This window comes from Marinovum sp. (genome assembly GCF_048263515.1).
Taxonomy (GTDB): Bacteria; Pseudomonadota; Alphaproteobacteria; order Rhodobacterales; family Rhodobacteraceae; genus Marinovum.
In genome coordinates this window covers 299,098-317,081 of record NZ_JBLXEC010000002.1, presented here as the reverse complement: position 1 = coordinate 317,081, position 17,984 = coordinate 299,098, and the positions used below count along the sequence as shown (strand labels likewise).

Below are 17,984 nucleotides of genomic sequence, written 5' to 3'. Positions count from 1 at the left end.
CGCAAGAGCCACTCAGGGCGCGCGGTCCGCAGGCTTGTCGGGGGCGGCCACGGTATAAGCGCAGCTGTCGGGCTTGAGGTCGATCAGCGGCGTGCCATCCAGACAGTCGAGGCCGCGCACGATCACCTCGGCGCCCTCGATGCCGACGATGGCCACCTTGGACAGGCCGATCGGATTGGGCCGCACCGGCGAGCGCAGCGAAAACACGCCGCGCACCACGCCGTCGGAGCGCGGGCTCTGCAGCACCAGATCGCGACGGCTCTCGTGCAGCCAGTAGAGCACATCGGCAAAGGCATAGCGGTCGAGCCCGGCCAGCCCGGCCGACCAGGGCGCATTCAGCACCAGCCGACATTCCGGCCCGTCGAGCCGCCCCTGCCGCGGGCAGAGGTCGCGGCTGGTGAAAGGCGTGCGAATGACGCCGATGAAGCGCAACGCCGCATCGATGGGCGCGCCGGCCGCCACCGCCACTTCGTTCTCGCGCAGGTCTTCAGTCATGCCGCCTCCTGTCTGACAGCGGCAGCCTAGCGCGAGGCAGGCGGCAGCGACAAGCGACGGCTCAACGCAGGGTCACATTGCCGCGCGAGGTCTCCGGCGCGGCGGCAAAGGCGGCGCTGCGCAGGGGCAGTTCGTAGAAGGTGTGGCAGGCGCGACCGCGGTTCTTGGAGGCATAGAGCGCGATATCGGCATCCTCCTGCAGCACCGCCACATCCAGAGTGTCGTAATCCTCGCTCATGGTGATGCCGATGCTGGCCGAGATTCGGCAGCTGTCCTCGCCAAAGGGGATCGGCCGTTCGAGGCGGGAAATCAGCCGGTCGGAGATATCCGCCAGCCGCCTCCGGTTCATCTTGCCGGCAAAGAGCAGGGTAAATTCGTCGCCGCCGACGCGGGCTACGGTATCCTCGTTGCGGGTCTCTTCGACAAGGATGCGCGCCACCTCTTGCAAAACATGGTCGCCCGCGGCATGGCCCAGGCTGTCGTTGACCGCCTTGAAGAAATCGAGGTCCAAATGCATCAGCGCGAACCGCCCCGGCCCGGCGGCGGCGCGAGAGAGCACGTGATCCATGGCGCGGCGGTTCTTCAGCCCGGTGAGCGTGTCGGTAAAGGCCTGTTCCTCGGCGGCGATCTTGGCCCCTTCGAGCTTCTGGTTGAGCTTGCGCGAGGCCTCCATCGCGGCGGATTTCGCCTCGACCAGGTAGAGCATCTCGATGGTCAGGTCGGTGGCGGCGAAATCCCCGCCGGTCAGGGCAAACTCCCGCACCGCATCGACCACCGAGATGCCGAAGGAGAGGTTGACCACCATGCTGCCCGGCAGGCCCGGTGCCGGCATCAGCACCCCCTTCAGGCCAATCTGCGAACCGCTGCGAAAGCGCAGGCGCAGCCGCGCGCCGGCGTGCTGGCGCAGGTCGCCGGCGTGGCGCACGCTGCGCGGGCGGCGCATCTCGAAGACCTCGAGAAATCGCTGGCCGACAAGTACCTCGTCAGGCCGCAGCTTGGCCAGTGTCGGGCCGGCATGGGCGATATGTCCGGTCGGGTCGAGCACCAGATGCATCGGGCAGAGAACGTCGAGCATTTTCAGACAGGTCTCCATCAGACGCCCCCTGCCCGGGCCAGCCCCAGTTCGAAGCTGCGACCCTCGGCAAAGGCGGCCTCGATCAGGGTGATCTCGATCACCTCGGCCCCGCGCGACAGCCCCTTGTGTTCGAGAAATACCAGCGCCCCGTAATCGTCGGCCATGGCGCGCAGTACGCCTACCAGCGCGTGGCCGATGCCCAGCGGCTCGCCGGCGCAGAGCAGGTTGAACTGGTTGCCGCCGTAGTCGCGCAGCTCCAGCGCCGGCAGCACCAGATCCTCGACCGCGAGCCGCGCGCGGTCGGGCAGATCGTCGAGCGAATGCAGGAAGTCGACAAAGGTCTCGCCGCCAAAGCGCAAGAGCCGGCGCGGCGCCTCGACCGCCGGGTTCGAGATCAGGTAGGTGCCGACATCCTCGAGCACGGTCTCGCGGTCCTTGCCCTGCGCCGCCGCCATCTCGTCGATCATCTGGTGGGTCAGCGCGGTGCTGTAATGCAGCATCGGCTCGAAATCGGTGAAATCCAGCTCGAGCCGGCGCACCAGGTCGCCCCAGGCGGGGGCGCCATAGGTATCGCGGTAAAAACACTGGATCGCCCGATTGATCAGACCATGCATTGCCAAGCCTCCGTTTGCGGGCAGCATGGCGGCAAGAGCGTTAAGGTTTTCCCAACAGATAAAATGCGAGGAATTAACCGCGCCGGCGCGGGCCCGCGGCGGTCACTCCTGCCCGGGGTCGAGCACCTTGCCCAACTGGGCGAAAAGCTTGGCGAAATTCATCGGCTTGCCGATCAGCGGCACGCCTTCGAATTCCTCGGGCAACTGGCTGGCGCTGTAGCCCGAAACGGCGATGAAGGGGATGCCGAGGCTGCGCAGCTCCTTGGCCAGCGGCACCGAGGTTTCGCGGCCGAGATTGACGTCAAGCACCGCGGCAGCGCAGCGCGACTGGCTGAGCAGCGTGCGCGCCTGGGCCACGGAATTGGCCGGGCCCAGCACCTTGTACCCGGCGCGGTCCAGCCCCTCGGCGATGTCGAGCGCGATCAGCGGCTCGTCATCGACCACCAGCACCGTGTTGTCGGGCTTGGTATCGACCGAGCCCTCGGTGCCGCTGAGCGGCGGGCGCGGCGGAAAGGGATCCTCGATCACCCCGCCCGCCGGGCAGGCCAGCCGCCAGATCAGGCCGGTTTTGGCATAGATCGTCTCGACCTCGCCATTGAGCGAGCTGCGCACCAGGTGGCCGGTCATCGTCGCGCCAAAGCCGCGACGCTCTGGCGTGGCCACGTCGGGGCCGCCGGATTCGCGCCATTCGAGCGAGAACTTCTCCTCAGGCCCGCGCGCGGCCACCGCCCAGCACAGCCGCACCTCGCCTTCGGGCGTCGAGAGCGCGCCGAATTTCGCCGCATTGGTCGCCAGTTCGTGCAGCGCGAGGCCAATGGTCTGGGCCGCCGCCGCCGTCACCTCGAGCTCGGGGCCTTCGAGATGGATACGCTTGCCGATCAGGTCCTCGAAATGACTGAGTTGCGCGCGCACCAGCGCGCCCATCGGCACTTGCCGCCAGCCGCTGTCGACCAGCACGTCCTGCCCCGCTGACAGCCCCTGGATGCGCTGGGTGAAGCGTTCGACGAAATCCTCGGGGCTGGTGGCGGCGGTCTGGCGGGCAATCGACAGCACCAGCGACAGCATGTTCTTGGCGCGGTGATTGACCTCGCGCATGAGCATCTTGATCTGCTCTTCGAAGCGCTGCCGCTCGGTCAGGTCGTAGAAGTGGCAGACCACCCCGTCGCGCCCGTCCGGCAGGGTCAGCCGCTCGATCTTCCAGTCATAGGCCTCGCGTTCCGCGGTGTCGGCGCGGCGCTCGATGGTGTTGAGCGCATGATAGGGCTCGCCGGTCTCGAGGGTGTGGCGGAAGCGATCGATGGCCTCGGTGGCAAAGGGTTCCGGCCAGACCACCCGCAGCGCCTCGGCCAGGTCGCAGCCGATCAGCGGCCTGACATTGGAAAAGACCTTCTGCGCGCCGTCGCTGACCTGGTGCAGGCAGAAATCGGCGTCGACGGTGAAGAAGCCGAAGGGCGAGCGCTCGATCAGGTTGCGCAGGGTGTCGCGGGCGTTGACCAGGCTGCTTTCGGCCGCCTTGCGCTCGGTGATGTCGAACCCCGAGGGCACCAGTGCCACGATCTTGCCGGTGCTGTCGCGCATCGGCTTGAGCATGAAGTCGATGTTCATCCGGCCGTCGCCAGCCACCCGCGACACGGCATCGTACCGCACCGTCTCGCCCGCGGCGGCGCGCTGCACTGCATCCTGCAGGCGGGCGGCCTCTTCGGGGTCGTGGGTCCACCAGGGACACTCCCAGAACTTCCGGCCGATCACCTCGTCGCGGGTCACCCCGCCGGCCTCGAGCGCCGGGGCGTTGGCCTCGAGCAGGGTGCCGTCGGGTGCGAGCAGGCCGACAAAGCCCACCGTCAGGTCGATGACGCTGCGCAGCGTGTCGACGTCGGCCGCGAAATCGCGCCGCGGTGGCACGCCGGAAGTGTCGGAGGAAGTGAGGTGGTCCAAGCGGAAAGCCTTTGTCTGTGAGAGCCGCACTGCCCGTCTCCGCAGAGGGCAGTGCTTCACGCTTTCAACTTAGGTGGCAAAGGGCCGGTGGCAAAGATTTTTCGCAAATTCTCAGGGGCGCAGGTTTTTTCGTCAGCGCCTTGTGGCTCATCCCAGCAGGCGCAGCAGCTCCTGCGAGGGCGTTCCGGTCACCGGCAGCCCCTCGCGGCGCTGGAAGGCCTCGATGGCGGCACGGGTCTTGTCGCCAAGGATGCCATCCGCCCCGCCGGTGTCGAAACCGCGCGTGGTGAGCCGCTGTTGCAGGCGGATGCGGTCGTCCTTGGTCAGACCGTACTGATCCGGCGGAAAGCTTGCGCGCAGGGGGCCGGCGCCGGCGATGCGGTCGGCCAGGTGGCCCACGCCCAAGGCATAGGCGTCGGAGTTGTTGTAGCGCTTGATGACGTTGAAGTTCGGGGTGACGGCAAAGACCGGCCCGCCCGGCTCCGGCTGCAGGCTGCGGCCAGAGGGCGCGCCGGGCCCGGCCTCGCCGCCCCAGCGCAGCCCGCGCTGCCAGCCGTGGCGCGAGAGGTAGGCGGCGGTGGAAGCAAGCGCATCGGAGGGATCGTCGGCCCAGATGTCGCGCCGCCCGTCGCCGGTGAAATCCACCGCGTATTCCTGAAAGGTGGTGGGGATGAACTGGGTGTGGCCCATCGCCCCCGCCCAGCTGCCGGTCATCCGTGCCGGGGTGATGTCGCCACGCTGCAGGATGCGCAGCGCCGCCAGCAGCTGAGCCTCGAAGAAGTCACCGCGGCGGCCGTCATAGGCCAGCGTCGAGGTGGCCGAGATCACCGGGATTTCGCCCTGCCGCTCGCCATAGAAGCTCTCGAGCCCCCAGATCGCGGTGACGATATTCCGGTCGACGCCATAGCGCGCCTCGACGGCTTCCAGAACGCCGGCATGGCGGCGCGCGGCGGCGCGGCCCTTGGCAATGCGCTCGTCGGAGGCGGCAATCGACAGGTAATCCTCGAGCGTGCGCTTGAACTCGGTCTGGTTGCGGTCGCGGGTCACCACGCCGGGCAGATAGCCCGCGCCGCGAAAGGCCGCGTCGAGCGTGGCCTGTGAAATGCCGCGCCCGGCGGCGCGGCTGCGGAAACTGGCGACCCAGGCGTCATAGCCCGCGTTGGGCACCGGGCGCAGGTCCGGCGTCAGCCCCGTGGCGCGTCCGCCGCCGACCGTGGCCGCGCCACCGCCGCAGCCCGCCAGAAACGCCGCTGCCAGCCCCGCGCCGAAGGTCCGTCTGGAAATGCTCATCTGCCCTGCCCTGATGCCTGCTCGTGTTGATTTGCGCCAGAGCTTAAACGAAGACCGCGCCGGTGCAATCACTGCACCGGCGCGGCAAGGTCGATCGGCGGGTTTCAGCAGGCAGCCCCGAAGGGCGGCCGGAGCGCCGAGCTCAGAGCTGGTCCATCACCTCGTCCGAGGCTTCGAAATTGGCGGTGACGCGCTGCACGTCGTCGTCGTCTTCCAGCGCGTCGATCAGCTTCATCAGCTTCTGCATGCCGTCGAGATCGAGCTCGGTGGTGGTGGTCGGCTTCCAGATCAGCTTGGTGGATTCGGATTCGCCCAGTTCCGCCTCGAGCGCGTTCGACACCTCGTTCAGATCGGTGTCGGCGCAAAAGATCACATGGCCGTCCTCGGAGCTTTCGACATCCTCGGCACCGGCCTCGATCGCGGCCATCATCACCGTGTCGGCATCGCCCACGTCGGCCGGGTAGACGATCTCGCCTTTGCGGTCGAACATGAAGCCGACCGAGCCGGTCTCGCCCAGGTTGCCGCCGGCCTTGGTAAAGGTCGAGCGCACGTTGGACGCGGTGCGGTTGCGGTTGTCGGTCATCGCCTCGACGATGACGGCAACGCCGCCGGGGCCATAGCCCTCGTAGCGGATTTCCTCGTAGTCGTCGCCCTCGCCGGCCTGCGACTTCTTGATCGCGCGGTCGATCACGTCCTTGGGCACGGATTGCGACTTGGCTTCCTTGACCGCCAGCCGCAGGCGCGGGTTCTTGTCGGGGTCAGGGTCGCCCATCTTGGCGGCGACGGTGATCTCTTTCGAAAGCTTGGAAAACAGTTTCGAGCGGGCTGCGTCCTGACGGCCCTTGCGGTGCTGGATGTTTGCCCATTTGGAATGGCCGGCCATGGCTGCCTCTTCATCATGTCTGCGGATCAGGCGCTTCTATAAGCCAGCGGACATGCCTTTCGCAAGCCGGTTGCACCGCCCTCGCGAACAGGGTCAAGTGGCCTGAACGGAGGCGGCCTGATGACCACGGACCAGATCATTCTCTTCTCGCTCTTCGGGGCGGTCTTCGGCTTCCTGCTCTGGGGCCGGTTCCGCTATGACATCGTGGCCTTCACCGCCCTGCTGCTGGGGGTGGTGCTGGGCGTGGTGCCGACCAAGGACGCCTTCTCGGGCTTTGGCCACCCGGCGACGCTGATCGTGGCGCTGGTGCTGGTGGTTTCGGCCGGTTTGGTGCGGTCAGGCGCGGTGATGCTGATCACCCGCACGCTGGTCGACAGCGGCCGGGCGCTCGGCACGCATATCGCCATCATGGGCGGCGTCGGCGCGGTGCTGTCGGGCTTCATGAACAACGTCGCCGCTTTGGCACTGCTCATGCCGGTGGATATCCAGACGGCACGCAAGGCGGAAAGATCGCCCGCCAAGTCGCTGATGCCGCTCAGTTTTGCCACGATCCTCGGGGGCATGGTCACGCTGATCGGCACGCCGCCCAACATCATCATCGCCTCGATCCGCGGCGAAACCTTCGGCACGCCCTTCAGGATGTTCGACTTTGCCCCGGTGGGCGGCATCGCGGCGCTGGCGGGGCTGGCCTTCGTGGCGCTGGTGGGCTGGCGGCTGATCCCGCAGCGCGAGGATGCGCTGTCGAAGGCGCGCGAGCTCGACCCTTACATTGCTGAACTGACGGTGCCGGCCGAGAACAAGGCCATCGGCCAGCGGGTGCGTGACCTGACCGAGGCCGCCGACAAGGCCGATGTCGCGATCCTCGGGCTGATCCGCGACGGCCGGCGGCGCTATGGCTCGGTGCTCAACACCATGATCGAGGAAGGCGACGCGCTGGTGCTCGAGGCCACGCCAGAGGCGCTGGACGAGTTTCGCACCACCCTCGGCCTCGCCTTTTCCGACGAGCGCCGCGAAGAGCTGCTCAAGGCCGAGACCGAGGGTCTGTCGCTGGTCGAGGTGGTGGTGCCGGACACCTCGCCGCTCAATGGCAGGACGGTGCAGGCGATGGGGCTGGCGTGGCGGCACCGCACGGTGCTGATGGGCATCTCGCGCAAGGGTCGGCGGATCACCCAGCAGATGCGCAAGACGGTGATCGAACCGGGCGACATCCTGCTGCTGCTGGCGCCGCGCGAGACCGCCACATCGGTGGTCGACTGGCTGGGGGTTCTGCCGCTTGCCGACCGCGGCCTGGCGGTGACCCAGGACAGCAAGACCTGGGCCGCCATCGGGCTTTTTGCCGGGGCGGTGGCGGCGGCGAGCTTTGGCCTGATCTACCTGCCGGTGGCGCTGGGGCTGGTGGTGGTGGCCTATGTGCTGCTGAAGATCATCCCGCTGACCGAGCTTTACGACCACATCGAATGGCCGGTGGTGGTGCTGCTGGGCTCGATGATCCCGCTGGGCGCGGCGCTCGAGACCTCGGGCGGCACCGAGCTGATCGCCAGCGCGCTGGTGGGGTTGACCGAGGGCTGGCCGGTCTGGGCGGTGCTGACGGTGCTGATGGTGGTGACGATGACCCTGTCGGATGTGCTGAACAACACCGCCACGGCGATCGTCGCGGCCCCTGTGGGCATCCAGATGGCGCAATCGCTGAATGTCTCGCCCGATCCGTTCCTGATGACGGTGGCGGTGGCGGCCTCGGCGGCGTTCCTGACGCCGATCGGTCACAAGAACAACACGCTGATCCTGGGCCCCGGAGGGTATCGCTTCGGGGACTATTGGCGCATGGGGCTGCCGCTGGAAATCCTGGTGATCGCGGTCTCGGTGCCGGCGATTCTGGTATTCTGGCCGCTGTGATCCGAGGGGTTGGTGCTTTTGGCGGACCCCCGGGGGTTTTACCCCCGGACCCCCAGCGGTATTTGAAAAGAGAAGAAGACAGGGGCACGGCTTGATGGGCCCCGTGGAGCGAGGGTTCTTGATGGCGCAATTTCTGATCCTGCAGCTGAGGCCGGAGGCGGATGCTTCTGACGGGGAATATGCTGCCATCCTCGACAAGGCGGGGCTGAGCCCGGACCGATGTCACCGCATCCGGCTGGATTGCGAAGCCTTGCCGAAGGGTCTGGACCCGAGAGATTTCGCCGGGGTGATCGTCGGAGGCGGGCCGGGCTGCGTGTCGGATGCACCTGAGGCGAAGTCCGAGGTCGAGGCGCGGATCGAGCGGGCGGTGCTGTCACTGATGCCTGCGATCACCGGCAGCGACCATCCCTTCATGGGCTGCTGCTACGGCATCGGCATCCTTGGCGCGCATCTGGGCGCCGAGGTGTCGAAGGCGCGTTATGGCGAGCCGGTGGGGCCGACGCTTTGCCGCGTGACCGAAGACGGGGCGCGCGATCCGCTGCTCGAGGGGCTGCCGGGGGAATTCGAGGCCTTTGTCGGCCACAAGGAGGCGCTGCAGGTGCTGCCCGAGGGCTGTGCGCATCTGCTGGCCTCGGACCCCTGCCCCTTTCAGATGGTGCGTTACGGGCGGAACGTCTATGCGACGCAGTTCCACCCCGAGGCCGATGGCGCGGTCTTCGAGGCGCGCATCCACACCTACCGCGGGCATGGCTATTTCCCGCCCGAGACCGCCGACGAGTTGATCGCTGCCTGTCATGCGGCGGAGGTGACGCAGCCGGAAATCCTCTTGCGGCGCTTTGTCGAACGTTACGGCTGAAGCGGCCAGATGAAGGGGATGGCGAGGCTGGCCAGAACCGCGATGGCGAGGTTCATCGGGATGCCGACGCGCATGAAGTCGGTGAACTTGTAGCCGCCGGGACCGTAGACCAGCGTGTTGGTCTGATAGCCGATCGGCGTGGCAAAGGCGCAAGACGCCGCGATCATCACCGCCACCACCAGCGGCCGCGGATCGAGGCCCAAGGCCTGGGCCAGGCCGATGGCGATGGGTGCCATGATCACCGCCACGGCGTTGTTCGAGACGATCTCGGTGAAGATCGTGGTCAGCAGGAAGACGCAGAACACCACGAGGGGCGGCGGCAGGAGCGCCAGCCCGGGCGCCAGCGCATTGACGGTCAGCGCCACCGCGCCGGAGTGCTGCAGCGCCGCCCCCACCGCCAGCATCGAGAAGATCAGCGCCAGCAGCCGGCCGTCGACAAAGGAGAACGCCTCGTCGGCATCGATGCAGCGGGTCAGCAACACCAGCGCCAGCGCCATCACCGCCAGCGCCAGGATCGGTGCCACGCCCAGCGCCGCCAGCACCACGATGCCCATGAGCGCGCCGATGGCAATCGGCGCATGGCCGCGGCGGAAGCCGCGCGCCGAGGGCTGCGAGACATCGACCAGGTCCATGTCGACCGCCAGCCGCTGGATGTCGGCCGGTGCGCCTTCGAGCAGAAGGGTGTCGCCGACGCGCACGACGATCTGGTCGAGCTGGCGGCCGATGTTCTGTGCCCGGCGGTGCACCGCCAGCGGGTAGACGCCGTAGCGCCGGCGCAGGCGCAGGTCGCCCAGCGAGCGGCCGATCATCTTGCAGCCCGGCGAGATCAGCACCTCGACGGTGGTGGTCTCCACCGCCGAGACCTGGTCGACGCGCTTGAGCTCCTTGTTGCGCTGCAGCGACATCAGCTCGGTCATCTGGGTGCGCAGCACCACGCGGTCGCCGACCTCGAGCTTGACGCCCTGCAGGTTGCGCCGCAGCGACATGTCACCGCGGATCACGTCGATCAGCCGCACGCCTTCGCGCTTGAAGAGTTGTACGCCCAGCACCTCGCGGCCCACCAGGTTCGACTCGGGCGGGATCACCGCCTCGGTGAAGAACTTCATCTTGGAGCGGTCGGCCGAGAGCATGTTGGCCAGCGAATCGCGGTCGGGCAGCAGCCGCGGACCCAGCACGGTGAGAAAGGCGAGACCGGTGGCACAGACCACGAGGCCGACGGGCAGGATCTCGAAGATGCCGAAGGGCTCCATCCCCTGGGCGCGGGCGACACCGTCGACCAGCAGGTTGGTCGAGGTGCCGATCAGGGTGAGCGAGCCACCCATGATCGCGGCATAGCTCAGCGGGATCAACAGCTTGGAGGCCTTCATGCCCAGCGTCTGGCTAAGCCGCACCACCACCGGAATCATCACCACCACGACGGGGGTGTTGTTCATGATCGCCGAGGCCGACATCACCATCAGGATGGTGCCCGCCACGGCGCGTTTCGGCGCGACCTCCGCGCTGCGCTCGGCGGCGCGGGTCAGCACATCGAGCGCGCCGGTGCGCACCAGCGCCCCCATCACCAGGAACATTGCCGCGATGGTCCAGGGCGCGGGGTTCGACAACACCTCGAGCGCCTGGTCGTAGGGCAGCACGCCGGTGGCCAGCAGGCAGGCGACGCCGCCGATGGCCACCACCTCGGTGGGATAGGTCTCGCGCACGAAAAGCAGGAACATCACCGCGACGACCAACATCGCCGTCACCGCCTGTCCGGTCTGAGACAAGCCCAGGAATGTGTCCATGATCGTCCCTTTGCTGCGCCTGCTACTGCGCCTGTCGGCCAGTGTTACCGCCTGGAGCGACGGCGGCAAGGGCCGGTTGCGGCCGGCGTGTCACGCCGGCCCCGATTGCTGCAGCCGCCCGCCCTGGCGCACCATGTGGGCGGCAACCGCCGCGCCGGTGCGGTCGTCGGTCTCGACCATGAAGCCGCAGAGCGTTGCTTCCTCATTGGCGGGCTTGAAGCGCGCCTTGGGCATGCCGGTGACAAAGCGGCGCATCGGCTCGGCCTTCTCCATGCCGATGACCGAGTTGTAATCGCCGCACATGCCGGCATCGGACAGAAAGGCGGTGCCACCCGGCAGGATCTGGGCGTCGCCGGTCGGCACATGGGTATGGGTGCCCACCACCACGCTGGCGCGGCCGTCGCAGAAATGGCCCATGCCCATCTTTTCGCTGGTCGCCTCGCAATGCACGTCGATCAGGCTGGCAGCGACCTGGCCGCCGCGCGGATGTTTGCGCAGCACGCCGTCGACCGCCGAGAAGGGATCGTCGAAGGGGCGTTTCATGAAGACCTGGCCCAGCACCTGCGCCACCAGGATGCGGCGGCCACGGCCGGCATCGAAGATCGCGGCGCCCCTGCCCGGGGCGTCCTTGGCAAAGTTCAGTGGCCGCAGGATGCGCGGCTCGGTGTCGATGAACTGCAGCATCTCGCGCTGGTCGAAGGCGTGGTCGCCCAGCGTGATGCAATCGGCCCCGGCCTCGAGCAGGAGTTTCGCGTGTTCGGCGCTGAGCCCGGCGCCGTTGCTGGCGTTCTCGCCGTTGATCACGACGAAATCGAGCTTCCAGTCGGCCCTGAGGCCCTTGAGCCGCTCGCTCACCGCAGTCCGGCCGGCGCGGCCCATCACATCGCCTAGAAAGAGTATTCGCATGGCAAGGGGCCTAAATCGGCGCCGCCGCCGCCACAAGACGCAAATGCGCCGCAGAGGGGAAATTGGTTGGGGAATAGCGCTGCCAAGGTCACAGAGCACAAGCCGCGCGTTGCCGGCGCGCGCGGTGGCGATCCATCCGGAGTTCGGTAGCGCTTTATCCCAGCCAAATCCGGAGAACCTCGGAGCGAAGCACATACGTCAGCCAAATCGCCAGCGCGTGGGGGCGCGCCGGCGATGCGCGGCGGCCTGCGGCCTTGATTCCGCGCCGGAGCGTTGATCTGGCGGGGGAAGAGAGACGGTTGGCGTCAGAAATCGTGAACACATTGCGCAGGCCGCGCCATGCAAAGACATCGACGCCGGCTCCAACGAGCCCCTACCCCAACCGCTCGAACGTCGTATCGAACGCCCCGGTCAGCGAATTGGCTATCGTCGACGACCCCACCGCCGCCTCGAAAACCGCCTGCAACCCGGCCTCCGGCGCCCCGCCCAGCCGTGCGCGCACATGGGCGCGCACCACCCGTGGCGGCTTGCCGGCCAGTTCGACCTCGGCCTCGACGCCACGCACCTCGACGGCCACCTGAGCCGTCTCGGCCGCATAGTGCAGATCGTTCCAGAAACACCCGCCCAACGCAGCCGCCAGAAGCTCGGCGCCATTGCTGCCCAGCCCCTGCCCCCTGGCGACGCCCAATGGCCGATCGGCCACCAGAACACGGCCTCCCTGGGTCAGGCCAAGGCCCGCTGCCGTGCCCGGGATCGGGCTGAAAACCGTGGAGACATGCCGCGACATCCGACCCTCCCTCGACTGCGCGCCTGTCTCACTCTGCGGCGCGCCGGGGGCCTGCGTCAATCTTTGGCTGCGGGGGTGATCACCTCGGCCTCGGTCACGATCACGTCAAGCGGCTGGTCGGTCGGCTCGAGCGGCAGCTCTGGGTCCTCCTGGGCGCCATAGGCAAAGCCCACCGCCAAGGTGGGCCGCTTGGCGCGCAGCATCTCGAGCGTGCGGTCATAGAAGCCGCCGCCATAGCCCAAGCGTCCGCCACTACGCGAAAACGCCACCAGCGGCACGATCAGGATCTCCGGCTCGATGAATTCCAGCACCGCCGGCACGCTTGCGCCGAAAGGCCCGTCGACCATGGCGCAGCCCGGCTCCCAAAGGGCGAATTTCAGCGGCTTGCCCTTGGCCTCGATCACCGGCACGCAGACCGGTCCATGCGCCGCGGCCTCTTCCATCGCCGGCAGCGGATCGATCTCGGAGCGCATCGCCATGTAGCCCGACAGCGCCACGCCGCGATGCCCGGCCAGCAGCGACGACAGATGCCCCGCGCGCCCCGGCCCGGCCGCCAGATGCGCGGCCTCACGCCGGGCAAAGGCGGCCGCTCTTGCAGCGCGTTTGGCGTCCTCCAGCGTACTCACAGCAACACCACCACCGCCAGCCCGAGAAAGGCAAAGAAGCCCACCACATCCGTGACCGTGGTCACAAACGCACCAGAGGCCAGCGCCGGATCGACCCCCACACGGTCCAGCGCCACCGGAATCACCGTGCCGGCCAGCCCGGCCACCACGAGGTTGATCACCATGGCCGCGGCAATCACGTAGCCCAGCGCCGGCGAGCCGAACCAGAGCACGCCGACGATCCCCATCACCACGGCAAAGATCACGCCGTTGATCAGCCCGACCAGCACCTCGCGCCGGATCACCCGCCAGACGTTGGCCCCGGTCAGGTCGCGGGTGGCGATGGCGCGCACCGCCACGGTCAGCGATTGCGTGCCGGCATTGCCGCCCATCGAGGCCACGATCGGCATCAGCACCGCCAGCGCCACCAGTTGCGCGATCGCCGCCTCGAACTGCGCGATCACCAGCGAGGCCAGAACCGCGGTCACCAGGTTCACCGCCAGCCAGGGAAGCCGCTGCTTGGTGGTTTCGATCACCCGGTCCGACAGCGAGCCTTCGCCGACACCGGCCAGCCGCATGATGTCTTCCTCGTGCTCCTCGTCGAGCACCGCCATGGCGTCGTCGATGGTGATCACACCGACCAACCGGCCCTCGTCATCCACCACCGGGGCGGAGATCAGGTGATACTGGTTGAAGGCATAGGCCACGTCGCCTTCGTATTGCGTCGCCGGAATGACCTGAAAGACCTCTTCCACCAGATCGGTCAGCGGCACCTCGCGGCGCGAGCCCATCAGCCGGCCAAGGGTGACATTGCCCACCGGATGCATCCGCGGATCAACCAGGGTGATGTGATAGAACTGCTCTGGCAGCTCCTCGCTCGAGCGCAGGAAATCGATGGCGTCGCCTACCCGCCAGTGTTCCGGCGCCGCCACCACCTCGCGCTGCATCAGGCGGCCGGCGGAATATTCGGGATAGGACAGCGACTGCTGGACGGCGACCCGCTCGCTGTCTTCCAGCGCGTCGAGAATCGCCTCCTGCTGCACCTCTTCCAGGTCTTCGATCAGGTCGACCACATCGTCGCTGTCGAGCTCGCGGACCGCGTCGGCCAGGACTTGCGGGTTCAGGACCGAGATCACCTCTTCGCGGATGCCCTCGTCGAGCTCCGACAGGATGTCACCGTCGAATTCCTTGTCATACAGCCGGATCAGCCGCGCCCGGTCGTAGGAATTGACCTGCTCCAGAAGGTCGGCGATGTCGGCGGCATGCAGCGGATCCATCGCCGCAACCAGCGCCTCGCGATCCTCGGTCTCGACCGCGTGCAGGATCGCCATCACCGCCTTGCGATCCAGCGCATAGGCGTCTTCCGTGTCGCCCTCGACCACGGGCTGCTCTTCGATCTGCTCGCTCATCACGGGTCCTTCTTGGCGCATCGGACGATTTGCGCGGACCATACGATAGAGTATGGGAAAGCAACAGTGGCGCCGGTGCAATTCGCCGGCGCAAATCCCGGCCGGACCGGATCCGCCGGCGCGCCACGGAAAGGACAGCCATGCACCTGCTTACCGGACAGACCCTGAGCTTTCACGCCGATCCCTTTGCGGTGCCTTTCGGCGAAGCCTGCACCCTGCGCCGCCAGGGCGGCGTGCTGATCGAGGCGGGCCGCATCCTCGCGGTGGACGAAGCCGATACCCTGCGCGCCGCCCACCCCGAGGCAGAGGTCGTTTCCTACGGCGAAGACCTGATCTGCGCCGGATATGTCGACGCCCATGTGCATTATCCGCAGACCGCGATCATCGCCAGCTGGGGGCTCAGGCTGATCGACTGGCTCAACACCTATACCTTCCCGGAAGAGGCGCGCTTTTCCGATCTCGCCTATGCGGCGCAGATCGCCCGCCGCTACCTCGACCTGACGGCGGCGCATGGCACCACAACCATGGCCAGCTTCTGCACCATCCACCCCGAGAGCGTCGAGGCGCTCTTCACCGAGGCGCAGGCGCGTGGCCAATGCGTGATCGCCGGCAAGACCTGCATGGACCGCAACGCCCCCGACACCCTGCGCGACAGCGCGCAATCGGCCTATGACGACAGCAAGGCCCTGATCGCGCGCTGGCACGGCCGGGACCGGTTGCACTATGCGATCACCCCGCGCTTCACCCCCACCTCGACGCCAGACCAACTGGCGGCCCTGGGCGCGCTCTGGGGCGAACACCCCGATTGCCTGATGCAGACCCACCTCAGCGAACAGACCGACGAGATCGCCTGGGTCCGCGCCCTCCAGCCCGAGGCGCGCGACTACCTCGACACCTACGAGGCGCATGGCCTCTTGGGCGCCCGCGGTCTCTATGGCCACGCCATCCACCTCACCCCGCGTGAGATCGAGCGGCTGGCCGAAACCGGCGCGGCGTTGGTCCACTGCCCGACGTCCAACACCTTCATCGGCTCGGGCCTGTTCGCCACCGCCGCGATAAAGACCCGCGGCCTGAGCGTCGGCCTCGCCACCGACACCGGCGGCGGCTCCAGCTTCTCGATGCTGCGCACCATGGCCGCCGCCTACGAGATCGGCCAGCTCACCGGCACGACCCTGCACGCCGCCCAACTCATCTGGCTGGCCACCCAAGGCTCGGCCCGCGCCCTGCACCTCGACCACGAGATCGGCAATCTCGCCCCGGGCATGGCGGCCGACATCACCGTGCTCGACCTCGCCTCGACACCCGCCATCGCCCAGCGCCAGGCCGAGGCCGAAGACCTCTGGGAGGCGCTTTTCCCGACGATCATGATGGGCGACGACCGCGCGATCCGCGCCACATGGATCAACGGGGCACGCGTGGCCGGCACGGCCTAGCTCCGGTCCCGGGTTACCAGCGGCGCGCTGGCGGCTGGCGTCGTGTGGCGTATTTGAGAAAGAGAAGAAGCAGCAGGGTCTTCTTCTCTTTGAAAAATACGCCACACCAACACCCGTCAAAGGCGCTGCGTCACGGTCAGCGCGTCACCTGGGCCACGGGGCGAAAATCAGCGCGCGGAAGCGCTCATTTTGAAGGGCTCAACAGCCGTGGCGGGCGAGGACCATGACCCAGGTGTTGCCCGGCCCCCGCGCCACGCCGAGCTCGGCCATGGCGGCGCTCAGCATGTTGCGGCGGTGCCCGGGTGAGCCCTGCCAGCCGGCCAGCACAGCGTCGAGGCTGCGCTGGCCTTGGGCGATGTTTTCGGCCACCGCGCACCAGCTGTAGCCGGCGCGGCGCACCCGGTCGCCGACAGAGGCGCCGTCGACGCCCCGGTGCGAGAAGTAACCGCGCTGCGCCATGTCGTCGGCATGGGCCTGGGCCACCGCCTCGAGCACCGGGGACCAGCGCAGCGGGGCGCGGCCGGACTGTCGGCGCAGGTGATTGACCTTGGCGAGCGCGGGTTCTTCGCCGGCGCTCAGGGGGTGGGCGCAGAAGGCCAGTCCGGCGGTGATGAGGGCGCGCCGGTTCATGTCATCAGCCGATCTGCCAGGGCGGATTGTCGCCGCAGTGCCGCGCCAAGGTCGAAGGACACCACCGCGCCAGACCGCACCACGGGGCGGCCTTCGACGAAGAGGTCGCGCACACGGCTCGGGCCGGCGAGCAGCAGCGCGGCCATGTCCCAGCTGCCCGACGCCTCGACGCCGGACATGTCCCAGACCGCGACGTCGGCGCGTTTGCCGAGGGCGACCTGGCCGCAGTCGGACCGGCCCAGCACCTCGGCGCCGCCGCGGGTGGCGATGCGCAGCGCCTCGCGGGCCGACATGGCATCGGCGCCGCGCGAGACCCGTTGCAATAGCATGGCCTGGCGCGCCTCCAGCGCCAGGTTGCCGCTGTCGTTCGAGGCCGAGCCGTCGACGCCGAACCCGACCTTCACCCCCGCATCGCGCATCGCCCGGACCGGCGCGATGCCAGAGCCGAGGCGACAGTTCGAGCAGGGGCAATGCGCCACGCCGGTGCGGGTTCTGGCAAAGAGATCAATCTCTTCCCCGTCGAGCTTCACGCAATGGGCGTGCCAGACGTCGTCGCCGGTCCAGCCCAGGTCCTCGGCATATTGCCCCGGGCGACAGCCGAACTTCTCCAGTGAATAGGCGATGTCCTCGTCGTTCTCGGCCAGGTGGGTGTGCAGCATCACGCCCTTGTCGCGCGCCAGCAGCGCGGTGTCGCGCATCAGCTCGCGGCTCACCGAAAACGGCGAACAGGGCGCCAGGCCGACGCGCACCATGGCGCCCTCTGACGGGTCGTGGAAGGCATCGACGACGCGTTGCATGTCGTCGAGGATCGCGCGTTCCTGCTCGACAAGGCTGTCGGGTGGAAGCCCCCCGGCGCTTTCGCCGATCGACATGGCGCCGCGGGTGGGATGAAAGCGCAGGCCCACCTCGCGCGCGGCGGCGATGGTGTCGTCAAGCCGCGCGCCGTTGGGATAGAGGTAGAGGTGATCGGATGACATCGTACAGCCCGAGAGCGCCAGTTCCGCGACTCCCACCTGCGCCGAGACGAACATCTCTTCCGGGCCGAAGCGCGCCCAGATCGGGTAGAGCGTCTTGAGCCAGCCGAAGAGCAGCGCATCCTGGCCGCCGGGCACCGCGCGGGTCAGGGTCTGGTAGAGGTGGTGATGGGTGTTCACCAGCCCGGGCGTGACCAGGCAGCCTTGGCAGTCGATGATCTCGCCGGTGCTGGCCAGCCCGGTGCCGATCTCGGTGATCACGCCGTCGCGCAGGCGGATGTCGCAGTTGCCCAGCTCGCGGCTGTCGTCGTCCATGGTCAGGACGAGGCCCGCCCGTTGCAGCAGAATTTCGGTCATGAGAAACCTCAGAGAAAGCGCCCATTTCTGAGGTGAAGCCCGCCGCGCCGGTAACGGGCAA

Annotated in this window: 16 protein-coding genes; 3 read left to right on the top strand and 13 right to left on the bottom strand. The window is 67.8% G+C overall.

Translation table 11 applies throughout. The annotated features are described in order from the left end of the window. Positions 1–12: 12 nt before the first annotated feature. The 6 genes from tsaA to ACN0SE_RS03990 form a co-directional block, all read right to left on the bottom strand. Positions 13–495 (bottom strand): tRNA (N6-threonylcarbamoyladenosine(37)-N6)-methyltransferase TrmO, encoded by a 483-nt coding sequence (tsaA, locus tag ACN0SE_RS04015; RefSeq protein ID WP_417523193.1) that lies wholly within the window; start codon positions 493–495, stop codon positions 13–15. A gap of 61 nt (positions 496–556) precedes the next feature. Further along, positions 557–1,588, bottom strand: coding sequence for a diguanylate cyclase domain-containing protein (locus tag ACN0SE_RS04010; RefSeq protein WP_417523192.1), 1,032 nt, complete (start codon positions 1,586–1,588; stop codon positions 557–559). Continuing rightward, positions 1,588–2,184: a heme NO-binding domain-containing protein gene (locus ACN0SE_RS04005; protein ID WP_417523191.1), complete on the bottom strand. Its 597-nt coding sequence runs from the start codon at positions 2,182–2,184 to the stop codon at positions 1,588–1,590. The genes ACN0SE_RS04010 and ACN0SE_RS04005 overlap by 1 nt, the downstream gene beginning before the upstream one ends. Positions 2,185–2,286: 102 nt before the next feature. Beyond that, entirely contained in the window at positions 2,287–4,119 is a 1,833-nt protein-coding gene (locus ACN0SE_RS04000) for an HWE histidine kinase domain-containing protein (protein ID WP_417523190.1), read from the bottom strand. A gap of 147 nt (positions 4,120–4,266) precedes the next feature. Further along, positions 4,267–5,409: a lytic murein transglycosylase gene (locus ACN0SE_RS03995; RefSeq protein WP_417523189.1), complete on the bottom strand. Its 1,143-nt coding sequence runs from the start codon at positions 5,407–5,409 to the stop codon at positions 4,267–4,269. A gap of 142 nt (positions 5,410–5,551) precedes the next feature. Beyond that, positions 5,552–6,292, bottom strand: a complete 741-nt coding sequence (locus ACN0SE_RS03990; RefSeq protein ID WP_417523188.1) for a YebC/PmpR family DNA-binding transcriptional regulator — start codon at positions 6,290–6,292, stop codon at positions 5,552–5,554. A gap of 120 nt (positions 6,293–6,412) precedes the next feature. Between ACN0SE_RS03990 and ACN0SE_RS03985 the strand changes: the two genes are divergently transcribed. Continuing rightward, positions 6,413–8,185: an SLC13 family permease gene (locus tag ACN0SE_RS03985; protein ID WP_417523187.1), complete on the top strand. Its 1,773-nt coding sequence runs from the start codon at positions 6,413–6,415 to the stop codon at positions 8,183–8,185. 121 nt (positions 8,186–8,306) lie between these two features. Continuing rightward, positions 8,307–9,041 carry a glutamine amidotransferase gene (locus ACN0SE_RS03980; RefSeq protein ID WP_417523186.1) on the top strand — a complete coding sequence of 245 codons (735 nt, stop codon included), beginning with the start codon at positions 8,307–8,309 and terminating at the stop codon, positions 9,039–9,041. On the opposite strand, the gene ACN0SE_RS03975 is transcribed toward ACN0SE_RS03980, so the two are convergent. The 5 genes from ACN0SE_RS03975 to mgtE form a co-directional block, all read right to left on the bottom strand. Beyond that, positions 9,032–10,822, bottom strand: coding sequence for an SLC13 family permease (locus ACN0SE_RS03975; protein ID WP_417523185.1), 1,791 nt, complete (start codon positions 10,820–10,822; stop codon positions 9,032–9,034). The two genes, ACN0SE_RS03980 and ACN0SE_RS03975, sit on opposite strands and share 10 nt — an antisense overlap. 90 nt (positions 10,823–10,912) lie before the next feature. Next, positions 10,913–11,728, bottom strand: a complete 816-nt coding sequence (locus tag ACN0SE_RS03970; protein WP_417523184.1) for a TIGR00282 family metallophosphoesterase — start codon at positions 11,726–11,728, stop codon at positions 10,913–10,915. A 373-nt stretch (positions 11,729–12,101) separates the two neighbouring features. Then, on the bottom strand, positions 12,102–12,515 hold the full coding sequence (locus ACN0SE_RS03965; protein WP_417523183.1) for an OsmC family protein: 414 nt from the start codon (positions 12,513–12,515) through the stop codon (positions 12,102–12,104). Between the two features lie 56 nt (positions 12,516–12,571). Then, positions 12,572–13,141: a 5-formyltetrahydrofolate cyclo-ligase gene (locus ACN0SE_RS03960; protein ID WP_417523182.1), complete on the bottom strand. Its 570-nt coding sequence runs from the start codon at positions 13,139–13,141 to the stop codon at positions 12,572–12,574. After that, positions 13,138–14,529, bottom strand: coding sequence for a magnesium transporter (gene mgtE / locus ACN0SE_RS03955; protein WP_417523181.1), 1,392 nt, complete (start codon positions 14,527–14,529; stop codon positions 13,138–13,140). Before mgtE ends, ACN0SE_RS03960 begins: the two co-directional genes overlap by 4 nt. Positions 14,530–14,669: 140 nt before the next feature. Here mgtE and guaD point away from each other — a divergent pair, with 140 nt between their 5' ends. Then, positions 14,670–15,962: a guanine deaminase gene (gene guaD / locus ACN0SE_RS03950; protein ID WP_417523180.1), complete on the top strand. Its 1,293-nt coding sequence runs from the start codon at positions 14,670–14,672 to the stop codon at positions 15,960–15,962. A gap of 198 nt (positions 15,963–16,160) precedes the next feature. Here the strand turns inward: guaD and ACN0SE_RS03945 are convergent, their stop codons facing one another. Next, entirely contained in the window at positions 16,161–16,592 is a 432-nt protein-coding gene (locus ACN0SE_RS03945; protein ID WP_417523179.1) for a CAP domain-containing protein, read from the bottom strand. Further along, positions 16,589–17,923, bottom strand: a complete 1,335-nt coding sequence (locus ACN0SE_RS03940) for an 8-oxoguanine deaminase (RefSeq protein WP_417523178.1) — start codon at positions 17,921–17,923, stop codon at positions 16,589–16,591. The genes ACN0SE_RS03945 and ACN0SE_RS03940 overlap by 4 nt, the downstream gene beginning before the upstream one ends. Between the last annotated feature and the right edge of the window lie 61 nt (positions 17,924–17,984).

Bases quoted from the DNA above. Each gene is read 5' to 3' on its own strand.
- ACN0SE_RS04005 (WP_417523191.1), bottom strand. From the start codon at position 2,184: ATGCATGGTCTGATCAATCGGGCGATCCAGTGTTTTTACCGCGATACC.
- ACN0SE_RS03985 (WP_417523187.1), top strand. From the start codon at position 6,413: ATGACCACGGACCAGATCATTCTCTTCTCGCTCTTCGGGGCGGTCTTC.
- tsaA (WP_417523193.1), bottom strand. From the start codon at position 495: ATGACTGAAGACCTGCGCGAGAACGAAGTGGCGGTGGCGGCCGGCGCG.
- ACN0SE_RS03990 (WP_417523188.1), bottom strand. From the start codon at position 6,292: ATGGCCGGCCATTCCAAATGGGCAAACATCCAGCACCGCAAGGGCCGT.
- ACN0SE_RS03945 (WP_417523179.1), bottom strand. From the start codon at position 16,592: ATGAACCGGCGCGCCCTCATCACCGCCGGACTGGCCTTCTGCGCCCAC.
- ACN0SE_RS03975 (WP_417523185.1), bottom strand. From the start codon at position 10,822: ATGGACACATTCCTGGGCTTGTCTCAGACCGGACAGGCGGTGACGGCG.
- ACN0SE_RS03980 (WP_417523186.1), top strand. From the start codon at position 8,307: ATGGCGCAATTTCTGATCCTGCAGCTGAGGCCGGAGGCGGATGCTTCT.
- ACN0SE_RS03940 (WP_417523178.1), bottom strand. From the start codon at position 17,923: ATGACCGAAATTCTGCTGCAACGGGCGGGCCTCGTCCTGACCATGGAC.
- ACN0SE_RS03995 (WP_417523189.1), bottom strand. From the start codon at position 5,409: ATGAGCATTTCCAGACGGACCTTCGGCGCGGGGCTGGCAGCGGCGTTT.
- ACN0SE_RS03970 (WP_417523184.1), bottom strand. From the start codon at position 11,728: ATGCGAATACTCTTTCTAGGCGATGTGATGGGCCGCGCCGGCCGGACT.
- ACN0SE_RS04010 (WP_417523192.1), bottom strand. From the start codon at position 1,588: ATGGAGACCTGTCTGAAAATGCTCGACGTTCTCTGCCCGATGCATCTG.
- mgtE (WP_417523181.1), bottom strand. From the start codon at position 14,529: ATGAGCGAGCAGATCGAAGAGCAGCCCGTGGTCGAGGGCGACACGGAA.
- ACN0SE_RS03965 (WP_417523183.1), bottom strand. From the start codon at position 12,515: ATGTCGCGGCATGTCTCCACGGTTTTCAGCCCGATCCCGGGCACGGCA.
- guaD (WP_417523180.1), top strand. From the start codon at position 14,670: ATGCACCTGCTTACCGGACAGACCCTGAGCTTTCACGCCGATCCCTTT.